Annotated in this window: 6 protein-coding genes; 5 read left to right on the plus strand and 1 reads right to left on the minus strand. The window is 29.2% G+C overall.

Annotation, left to right across the window (positions count from 1 at the left end):
• Window positions 1-166: 166 nt before the first annotated feature.
• Entirely contained in the window at window positions 167-1,114 is a 948-nt protein-coding gene (locus ACEN2H_RS01295; RefSeq protein ID WP_441729670.1) for a hypothetical protein, read from the minus strand.
• A gap of 93 nt (window positions 1,115-1,207) precedes the next feature.
• Here ACEN2H_RS01295 and ACEN2H_RS01300 point away from each other — a divergent pair, with 93 nt between their 5' ends.
• From ACEN2H_RS01300 to ACEN2H_RS01320, 5 genes are all read left to right on the plus strand, one after another.
• The gene (locus ACEN2H_RS01300) at window positions 1,208-1,639 is read left to right on the plus strand and encodes a hypothetical protein (protein ID WP_441729671.1); all 432 of its coding nucleotides are present in this window, start codon (window positions 1,208-1,210) and stop codon (window positions 1,637-1,639) included.
• The gene (locus tag ACEN2H_RS01305) at window positions 1,629-1,964 is read left to right on the plus strand and encodes a hypothetical protein (protein ID WP_441729672.1); all 336 of its coding nucleotides are present in this window, start codon (window positions 1,629-1,631) and stop codon (window positions 1,962-1,964) included. The genes ACEN2H_RS01300 and ACEN2H_RS01305 overlap by 11 nt, the downstream gene beginning before the upstream one ends.
• A gap of 1,418 nt (window positions 1,965-3,382) precedes the next feature.
• Window positions 3,383-4,768, plus strand: coding sequence for a Kelch repeat-containing protein (locus ACEN2H_RS01310; RefSeq protein ID WP_441729673.1), 1,386 nt, complete (start codon window positions 3,383-3,385; stop codon window positions 4,766-4,768).
• 724 nt (window positions 4,769-5,492) lie between these two features.
• Window positions 5,493-5,723, plus strand: a complete 231-nt coding sequence (locus ACEN2H_RS01315) for a transposase (protein ID WP_441729682.1) — start codon at window positions 5,493-5,495, stop codon at window positions 5,721-5,723.
• Between the two features lie 100 nt (window positions 5,724-5,823).
• On the plus strand, window positions 5,824-7,808 hold a 1,985-nt coding region (locus ACEN2H_RS01320; RefSeq protein ID WP_441729674.1), incomplete at its 3' end, for a hypothetical protein.

Below are 7,808 nucleotides of genomic sequence, written 5' to 3' on the forward strand. Positions count from 1 at the left end.
TCAAGATTTCTGAAATCTCTTCGTCTGTGTACTTTTTTTTTGATTCTGTGTTTAAAATTTGCTTTGCTTTTTCAAATTCCATGATACCTATAAAAGCGAAAAGGAGCAGGACCTACTCGTTTGTGCTGTTAGGTGATTTAGTGCTAAGGGATGCTTAGGACTTAAATTATTTTTCTATTATTTCTTTTCTAGTATTTGTGACTATTAAATGTTTTTCATTTCTATAGACAACCTCGATTCTTTCATATTGTTTTAGTCCAATTATCTTCCTTAGTTCTTTAGCACTTTTATCTTTAATTTCTTTTTGTGAAGAAACATTCAATGTCATAGTTCCACTAGTATGTTTTGAAATTTTAATTTCTTTTACATCATCATCGTTTAGTGCGGTAAGAATTGACCTCTCCGCTTTGGTGTACAATCCATAATCGAAACTATAAGTATCAAAATTTTCATTTTCAAACAAATTATGCAGAAGCGGCGTAATAGGAATATTTATGAATGTGCTGTTTGCAAATTGGTCTGAATAAAAAGCGTAGTTTTTCTCTTTTTCCTCTAGGCTTACTGCTTTTTCTTGATTGACGATAAGAAATTCTAAATATTCGGATGATTTCTTAACAACAATTGAAACGGCTATCCCTCGAACCAAGACAGAAAATAAAAGAGAGCTTATTTTCTTTAAAAAGTAGCCCATTTCGCTATTAATTATTTCATCTAATTGACTAAAAATATCTGTAGTCATTAAGAGTTGTTTTGCAGTGTCTTTTTGTTCAGCAGGGAAATAATTTATGATTGAATCCACAAAATCTTCTTTTGAAATAGAATCAATTTTATTGGTGTCCAACTCTACATTAGAAAATAAAAATTCTTTTAATTCTCTTATAGTTTCAAGGTCTAAATTAAGATTTCGCAGTTCCGCTATAATAGAAAGCCATAAAGCGTCAAATACATTTAGATACACCCACTGTCTTTTTGATTCAAATTCAACAATCTCTTCAGTATTATTGTATAAAAGTCCTTCCTTTTTCCAATTGCTATACACTCTAGAAGAAATACCTAATAGTGAAAGGGGTATTTTCTTTTTAGCAATTTCTGGGTAATATTCAAATAATTCCATAGTGATATTTTAATACACAAATGTAATAAATTTATTTTAAATACTATTTTGTTTTAAAAAAAAATATACATTTGTATTTAATATTTTAGAAAAATGAAAAAAGAACTAAAAAAAAGAACTTCTAATAGGCGCTACCCTATTCGTACATGCAAAAAACCAGACTGCAATGAAGGATTTATACCAACCGATGCTCGGCAAGTTTATTGTTCTGAGCAGCATAGAATTGATTTTAATAATGACCGTAGAAAATTAAAAGAATTAATTGATATATCCTTTTTGAAAATTGTCAAAAAAAACAGAGCTGTTTTGCACAAAATTGCCTCAAGTTATTTTTACAAAAAAAACGGATTCGCTCATAAGTCATTATTAGAATATGAAGGCTATGATTGTAATAAATATCACCAAATCATAATTAACCAAAGAACCCAAAATGAGGTTCATATTTGTTATGACTACGGTCTCGAATTGATAGACCCAATTAATCAAAATTTTTCAATTAATAACACCTTAGATTATGACTTATAGAGAACCAACATTTCAAGAATTATTTTCAAATTCACACAGCCAACAATTAGCCAAGGTACAATCAGCACATTTTGTAAACCTGTCAATTGCCAAAAGAGAAATAACGGGAGTGCTTAAAGAAATACCTACAAACCTTCCAAATCCAAAACCTTATAAACAAGTAGTTTTTGAAAGAAGTTCTGCTAGTGAATTAACAACAAATTACATAAAAATCAATTGGAGAGTTATCATTGCTTCTGCGATTATCGGTGGCGTGATAGTTTGTTTTGTATATCAAATTAATGAGCAGAATAAAAAAAATAAATCGAAAAATTTACTAAACTAAAAATCAATTTATTTCATTAAATATCAATATAAATGGATACAAATCATTGCAAATCAATATGTAATTATTTATTATTAAGGGACATTAAATTTGTATTGTATTCCTCGAATTTAATAGGTTGCTTTTTATTGAAACCATTTAAGGATTGACTTTACTATTAAGTCACTTTTTTTGGTAACGGTTTACAGTTTTGTTGTATAAAATTTTCTTTTGACTTCTATTTATGCCCTCTATTCGGCAAACTGCCTTGCAGCTTGTTTCATAATTTCCTAAAGAATTTTATTTATTTCCCATTTGCTTACTCTGCCGCACAATTCAGAAAGATTGCTTACAGAAAGGCATTCGTCAAAATTAGATGGTGGCTGCTCGAAAGCGTCATTATCCCTGTATTTTTCTGCCCCCTGCTTACTATAAAGCCATGCTTTTGAAAAAACATACCCATTTCAATTGGATTCAGCGACCCTTTTTTCTTCTTCAGAAAAATGATTGAATACTTTATTTAAGGCTTCTTTTTGACTAATCTCCGTAACTTATTTTATATTGGTTAAAAAAATAAATTCTTTTTTGCTAAATGTAACGCTAGTTTCATATTATTCTTGATTCAAAGTCCTTTAATAATTTTTGCAAATCTTTATGTTGCTTTATTACTACTGCGGCTTTATTTGCATATCCAAGGTTTTATTCTTGACTTATTAAACAAGTCCGTAAAACTTATGGCCGCTCTTTTAAAGAGAAAGCAGTTCAATTGAGTTACGAGAGAGCTAATATTTCAGAACTATCCAGAGAATTAGGTAAAGATGTTCTTTCGTTATTAGCTTCAAGCCAATGGATTTGATGCTTTACAAAACTATATTTTAAAGGCTATTAATGCGGGCCCCAACAAATTAGAAACTTTGAAAGTACTAAGATCGCAAAGATAGTAAATCATCGAAATTTGATTAGAGATTTCTTGTCGTGATTGAGGGTTAGTTTTCTGATGAAATTGTATCGTTTAATTTTAAAATTTGTTTTTTGTTGGTGATCGATACCATCTGCGTTATTAAATTATTTTGAAAGTATTCAACTTTCAATTCTAAAATAGCACTTCAAACTGTTAATTGGCTAAATGAATTAATAAACATAAATTTCAAGCTAAATTTAGATGAAAAGAGATGCTGTAAATTGGTAAATCAAATATCAAGTACTTTTTCTAAATTAAACTTTATTTTTAACTCTGTAATCAATATTTTTAAATAAGCAGTAGCTTATTAGCATTTCAATTTTTTTGAAGCCTTCTTGTCTAAAGAATATATTATGATTTTTTTTAACTTAGTTTTATTTGCATTACTAAGCTTCTTTATTTTTTACGAATAAAAATAATGGAAATAAATTTTTCGTTTTAGGAACGTATCGATAATATTTTAGACGTCAAACCCAATATGAATTTTAACTTAAAAACAGCCTTGATTTCACTTAATAAAATAATACCATTTATATTGGTATTTCTTTCTTTTTCAACTTCAACTGCTGCACAAGACATAGAAATTGACGGTAGTTTTATTCTGTTTCGTGAGGCTAAAACCAAAGAACCAATTTTAATTGTTAATGATTCAATATTATATAAAGGAGTTAAACCTATCAAAATTCCTTTTAAACATACTAAATACCCTGCTATACTTCAAGAATACATTCCTTTTAATATTGGGGATAAAACCTACCTTGTTCATGATGGTTGTGGTCCTGTTTTAGAATTTAGAAATGATTCTATTGTAAGGATTAATGATGCCTATTTGCAGCGAAATCAGCATCGTGCTACTCATTTTACATACAAAGACGAAATCTATTATTTTGGCGGTTATGGTCTTTTTACCACAAAATCCATCTTAACAAAATATAACTTTAAAACGAAAGATTGGATAGAAGTTCAAACTTATGGCGAAAAACAAGAGCCTCGAGATGGGGCCTATAGTTACCGTGCTGGAGATAATCTGTTTGTTTTTGGAGGAAGAACTAAAGACGAAAATAACATTCCATTTGATCAATTAATGGATAATAAAGTATGGCGATTACATTTGCCAACAATGCAATGGGATTGTGTGGGTCAATACGATCAAAACGCAATAAACATTAAATCTGAAATTAAGAATATTGATTCGGACAAATTATATTTTTGTCATGGAAATTTCTTAGAAATTGATTATTTGAATAATAAAGTTTATACTTATAGATGCAATTATTTTCCTACTGTGTTGACTTCTTATCAGGAAATGGATATAGTTGCAGGAGTATATTCAATTGAGACTAAGAAATTTTTTCACGCAGGCCCAATAAGTGACTTCAAAGGTAAATTAATATCTACATCCGTTTTTGTTAGTCCTTTATTTGATGCCATGCATACTGCTAGTATTTCAGTCTTTATATTAGTTTTGATTTTATTAGTTTATCTCTTTAGAAATAAACTAAAAGAAACGATTATACCTTTCAAAGGAATTATTTACAATCAGAAAAAAAACGTGTTTTTTTATAAAAGAAAGCCAATACTATTATTTGATGACCAAGAAAAAAGGTTGTTAATCTATCTTTTGGAACATTTAAATCAATATATTTCTTTAAACGAATTGAACCAATTATTCGAAAACAAGGCCGAGACTGGAACTTATGCGGCTACCATAAAAAGGAGGGAACTAATTATAAATAGTTTTCTTTACAAAGTGTCGAAGCTAACTGGAATTGAGGAAAATGAATTATCCATTGAAAGAAAAAATGGAACGGACAAACGAATTAAAGATATTTGGTTATTACCAAACTTACTAAAAAGTGAATAAACGAATATTAATCTCCTAAATCAATCTGAAACGCCTTATAGAAGGCGTTTTTTTTTTGCTTATTATAGTGTTGTTAATCAATTGTTTAAATAAAAATAAATAGTGGAAAGTATTGTTTCTGATATTTTTTTTTAATCAAATGAGTATTAATTAAATATTTGTACTAATATTTTGAATTCACAAAGGAATGATAATGTAAATTAATTTGCTACGTGTAGCTGCAGGGTAAACTTTTAAAATAGCAAGTAACATAGATAAATCAATAAGGTTACTTATCATAATATCTTTTTATATGAGACAAAAGTTGACCTAAAAAAGTACAATAAAATATAAGTGATTCTGATGGCTAATGTTTACAACTCTATCAGTTTAATGAAAAAGGAAGTGAATTCTACTAATGCATACCATGGATTAAAGTGACAAGTTGTTTTGATCATAGAACATTCAAGTTAAAATTTATTAAAGGAAAATAGTTTTATAAAAACAAGAATTTAAATAAATGGAAAATATCAAAAAAATAATCTTTCCTGAGTTAAAGAAATATAAAGAAGAGGTGTTGCCTATTCAAGATTCACCTCGATTAAAAAAACTATTATAAGAATGCAAACTCTTTTGAGTACTTATAATATTCCTATTGATACCAATACATTCGTAATAAACAATCAATTGATTTTGGACTAGCAACTTCAGCAATTGAAAATCATATTGGTAAATTAGTTCGTCAATCCATAAATCAAAGAAGTTTATGGCTAAAGTAGAACAATGGAAAGAAAAGGATGTTTTGATTTACTTTTTGCCACCTTATTCTCGAGAGTTAAATCTGATTGAAATTCTATGGCGAATAATAAAACATCAATTGTTGGGTTTCGATGCTTATAAAAGCTTTGAAAATTTCAAAGAACAATTAAATTTTGTCCTGAATAATTTTGGAGTAAAATACGACATTAAATTTTAACCATTACTTACTTTTACTCAGAAACAAAATTGTAAAAACTAATAATAAATAATAGTATAAAAAAACTTGAATTTTAATGATAAGCCTAATAAAAATGTACGTGAAAAATTTAAAAAAAATATTATTTTTAATATTATTAATATTTTCTTCAATTGAAGGATTTTCTCAAAATATTACACTTACAAATTTTAATGGTGGTACTGGTACTAGATATAATTCGTGCACAAATTATAATATACAGTGGACTAGTTCAACAGTTTCAGGGTATTACAATATTTATTATTCTGTAGATTCAGGTGCTACTTGGACAACAATTGCGACATCATATCAGACCATTTCTGGTTCTTTTCCATGGACGGTTCCCAATGTGTCTTCAGTAAATGCTAAAATTAAAATTACTGATGCCCAAAATGAGAATGTTTTAGATATAAGTGATAATGTATTTATTATTGATGGTGCGTTAATTTTGTTGTATCCTAAGGGTGGTGAAAATTTTATAGCAGGAAATCAAATTAATTTAATATATGAATATGCGGTTAGTGTATTAAATGTGAAAATTGAGTATTCTGTGAATGATGGTGTCACTTGGCAGGTAATTACTAATTCAACTACTGCAAATGGGAGTTATTCGTGGACAGTTCCTAATATTCCAAATTCTAATTTAACGAAATTGCGAATAACAGATTTAATAGATTCTACGTGTAAAAAATTTACAATGGAAAACAAGTTTTCTATTACCTCTTTTGTAAATGTTCTCAATCCAAATGGAGAAGAAATTTTACAAGCAAGAGTAGGTGCTCAAGGCACAGCATTAATTATGAATAATGGTCCTGAAAAAATAAATACTGCAAGTTTTTATGATAACGGGGGGCTTTCTAATACCTATTCTAATGTTAGTTATGTTAAAACTATAAAACCTGATTTCCCTACAAATAAATTAAAAGTTAAGTTTCAAGATTTTAATCTTGAAAATGGAGATGTTTTAAAAATATTTGATGGAATTGATGAAACCTCTCCTTTATTAGCTACTCTTACTTTGATTCAAGGTATAGGGCAAACATACACTGCTACAAATAGCCAAGGTGCATTAACATTTAAATTTATTTCTGATGGTGACGCAAATGTCAGTTCTGGTTGGGATGCCCTTATTACAAGTAATGGAACTCAAAGTTATCTTGTGCAATGGAATATTGTCGCCACATCTAAATATTTTAATATAGATTATTCTATCAATTCTGGAACTACTTGGATAAGAGTAGTTTCTAATTTTTATTCAACTGACGGCTTGTTTTATTGGCAAGTTCCCAATACCCCAACATCAAATGCTAGAATAAGAGTTACAGATGCAAACTATAACTCAATCGTTGATAGTAGTAACGCCGATTTCACGATTTTACCTGCGCTTCCATATATTAAAGTAAACTATCCAAATGGTGGAGAAAATTTCTTTCCTGGAACTTATATTAATTTGGGTTGGGAAAGTGCTTTTTTTAATTCAGATGTAAAATTAGATTATTCTATTGATAATGGTATAAATTGGAGTCAAATTGTCAATTCGACACCTTCAATAACTGGATATTTAGGTTGGTTAGTTCCAAATACTCCAAGCACAAATGTTTTGGTTAAAGTATCTGACCCTACTAACTCTAATTATTTTGACAAATCTGACTTGCCCTTTACAATCAATAATTATATTAGAGTCACTACACCTAACGGAGGAACTTCATCTACACGTTGTTCCAATTACGCTATCACTTGGCTCTCTGGGGGTGCTTCAGGCGCCTTTAAATTAGAATATTCTACCGATGATACAACTTGGAATGTAATCGAAAACAGTATCAGCCCTACTCCAAGTGGAAACACCTATACTTATAACTGGACGTTTCCAAATGTTTTAACCACAAATCTAAAAGTTCGTGTGAGCGATGCGGCTAACTCTTTAAAAACAGACACTAGTGATACTGGAATGTCAGTTGTTTTACCTGCTAATCCTGTTCGAATTTTATCGGCCAATGGAGGTGAAATGTGGACAGCTGGAACCACACAAAATATTACTTATACCTATGGCACAGGAACTACTTCAGT

Origin of the sequence: Flavobacterium sp. W22_SRS_FP1 (assembly GCF_052113685.1) — a bacterium.
Classification (GTDB): Bacteria; Bacteroidota; Bacteroidia; order Flavobacteriales; family Flavobacteriaceae; genus Flavobacterium.

What these genes read in the sequence shown, in the direction of transcription:
- ACEN2H_RS01295 (WP_441729670.1), bottom strand. Translation starts at nt 1,114, where the DNA reads ATGGAATTATTTGAATATTACCCAGAAATTGCTAAAAAGAAAATACCC.
- ACEN2H_RS01300 (WP_441729671.1), top strand. Translation starts at nt 1,208, where the DNA reads ATGAAAAAAGAACTAAAAAAAAGAACTTCTAATAGGCGCTACCCTATT.
- ACEN2H_RS01305 (WP_441729672.1), top strand. Translation starts at nt 1,629, where the DNA reads ATGACTTATAGAGAACCAACATTTCAAGAATTATTTTCAAATTCACAC.
- ACEN2H_RS01310 (WP_441729673.1), top strand. Translation starts at nt 3,383, where the DNA reads ATGAATTTTAACTTAAAAACAGCCTTGATTTCACTTAATAAAATAATA.